Origin of the sequence: Salinivibrio sp. MA427 (assembly GCF_001996115.1) — a bacterium.
GTDB classification, from domain to species: Bacteria; Pseudomonadota; Gammaproteobacteria; order Enterobacterales; family Vibrionaceae; genus Salinivibrio; species Salinivibrio costicola.
In genome coordinates, this window is record NZ_MUFH01000341.1 from 1 (window position 1) to 2,382 (window position 2,382).

General features: G+C 45.6%; 3 protein-coding genes. All 3 read right to left on the reverse strand.

Going from position 1 to position 2,382, the window contains the following annotated elements:
- Nucleotides 1-39 precede the first annotated feature (39 nt).
- Nucleotides 40-558, reverse strand: a complete 519-nt coding sequence (locus BZG79_RS14225) for a ThiF family adenylyltransferase (protein WP_077774726.1) — start codon at nt 556-558, stop codon at nt 40-42.
- Between the two features lie 16 nt (nt 559-574).
- On the reverse strand, nt 575-985 hold the full coding sequence (locus BZG79_RS14230; RefSeq protein WP_077679668.1) for a ribonucleotide reductase subunit alpha: 411 nt from the start codon (nt 983-985) through the stop codon (nt 575-577).
- Between the two features lie 75 nt (nt 986-1,060).
- On the reverse strand, nt 1,061-2,382 hold a 1,322-nt coding region (locus tag BZG79_RS14235), incomplete at its 5' end, for an antiporter (RefSeq protein ID WP_077774727.1).

Here is a 2,382-nt window from a genome sequence, read left to right on the forward strand (position 1 = left end):
ATTGATAACAGGCTTCATTCTTATTGGCAGTAAAAACACCTATTGATAACAGGCTTCATTCTTATTGGCAGTAAAAACACCTACCTGTCCCTCGGTACGAATGGCAGAGCCTGAAATTAGTAAGGTTTTTTGCTGCCAACAGATTTCATTGATGAGCTCTCGCGTAGGCTTGTTGTCGGTACAGTCAAGGACGATATCATGCTCGATAATCGTTTCAGTTAATAGTTGCGAGGACTGCTTCGACGTTATGGGTACACAAGAAATATGACTATTATTAGCAAGCAGACGATCGCACATCGCTTCAGATTTATAACGGCCGATATCATTTTCAATAAAGCAGGTTTGTCGGTGTAGGTTAGACAGTTCCACTTTATCAAAATCAGATATTGTAATGTGGCCCACTCCAGAGGAGGCGAGATATGGAGCCGCGGCGGATCCCAAGCCGCCAGCGCCTATAACCAAAATGCGAGTCGCTTTGAGCCGCTCTTGGCCTTCGATATCCACACATTTGAGAGCAATTTGGCGATCATAGCGTTGATACTCATGTTCATCTAGCATTATAGTTTTTACCTTGTTAAGCCGGGTTGAGGGAAATTAAATCTCCGTTTCTATTTGCCGTAATAAACATGCCGATTTTTCCTTCATTTATTTGATTCAGCATCATTCTTAGTGGCTGTTGCGCCTGATCGCTATTGGGTGGGTAGCCACCTCGTCCATCGAGTGCAGAAATGAATACCACATCCCAATCGAAACCGGTTGTGAGGGATTCAGCAACCAGTGTAGAAAAGGTTTCTACTTCTTTTGGAAGCTTGTCCACACAAAGGACAGGGGTGAGCGCTCCTCCTTTTCCTGATTGAAAAACACTCTTTTGCTCTGTTGTATGCCCTTCTGGTAATTCGGCTTTCGCAAACACAAAAAGTAATCTCTGTGGCTCTGACTGCATGCTGGCGGCAGCAATTAAATCTTTGTAGCTGGCTATTTGCATTTTAAACCTACTTAGTTGAGGGCAGCCTTGGCTGCCCACATATTTGACTATAAAACATTGACAAGTGCGTGGACGCTATGGGTTATAGTATTCACCTTTCTTTCTAAGGTAAAACAACCAGTTAACGACAAAACAGCTTGCGTAGAAGATAGCAAATCCGATCAGTGCATTTTCTGGTGTTGTGGCTTTGATTTGCTCACCAAACACCATTGGAATGTAGAACGCACCGTATGCGGCAACGGCTGATGTCCATCCTAAAACAGGACCCGCTTCTGACTTGGGGAAAATGATCGCAATACTGCGGAATACCGAACCGTTCGCTACTCCGGATGCGGTAAACAAGAATAAGAACAGTACGAAGAAAGGCAGAAAATACTCTTGCGGTGTTTCTGATTCATATGCCTGCGCCATATAGTAGGCTGCACCAAGTGCAGATAGTGTCATGACAGCAGCACACACTTGAGTCACTTTTGAGCCGCCAAACTTGTCACCTAACCAGCCGCCAATAGGTCGCACGAGTGCGCCAATAAAAGGAGCCATCCAAGCATAAGTAAGTGCACTCGGTCCGGCAGGGTTAGGGGTTGAGTGGGTCATCACACCATCCACGACGATATGCTGATAGCCAAAGATCAGTTGAATTGCCAATGGAAACGCAGCGGAAAAGCCAATAAATGAACCAAATGTCATGGTATAAATGACACTCATGATCCATGTATGCTTGTTTTTGAAGATACGATACTGATGGGTAAGGCTATCACCAATCGCACCAGGCAATGCTTTGAGAAGTAGCAATGTTGACACCAACACAAGCACTAACGCCGCTTCTTTCGGAACATTCCACCCACTTCCATTAGCCTCAGTGGGTAACATAAGCCAAAGTCCTGCCCCTGATGTAACTAATCCAATTAGTAGCATCATGCCTATCATAGTAAAGGCTTTTGGGGGAGAGGGGAGATCCGGCGTGACTTCTTGTGTGGCTATGTTATCCATTCCAAACCAACTGGCGATAGCAAGTGGTACTAAAAACAACAGCCAAACAAACGCGCCATTTTGAATCCAAGTGGGGGTGCCAGCCTTGATCTTGCCAACAATTGTCCCTGAATCGATAATGAGTTGAGTCGGATCGCCACTAAAAGCCCCAAAGGCGGCAAAGGTCATCACTATCGGTATAACGACCTGCATGGTCGTGACGCCGAAGTTACCTAGGCCTGCATTGAGGCCTAAGGCTAAGCCCTGTTTTTGCTTTGGGTAGAAAAAGCTAATATTGGACATTGACGACGCGAAGTTCCCCCCTCCAATGCCTGACAAGAGGGCAAGTAACTGATATTGCCATAGTGGTGTATTAGGATCTTGTAGCGCTAGCCCGGTGAATAGTGAAGGAATGATCAGCAACGATG

Excerpts from the sequence above, each read along its gene's own strand:
- BZG79_RS14230 (WP_077679668.1), bottom strand. The coding sequence starts at position 985 with ATGCAAATAGCCAGCTACAAAGATTTAATTGCTGCCGCCAGCATGCAG.
- BZG79_RS14225 (WP_077774726.1), bottom strand. The coding sequence starts at position 558 with ATGCTAGATGAACATGAGTATCAACGCTATGATCGCCAAATTGCTCTC.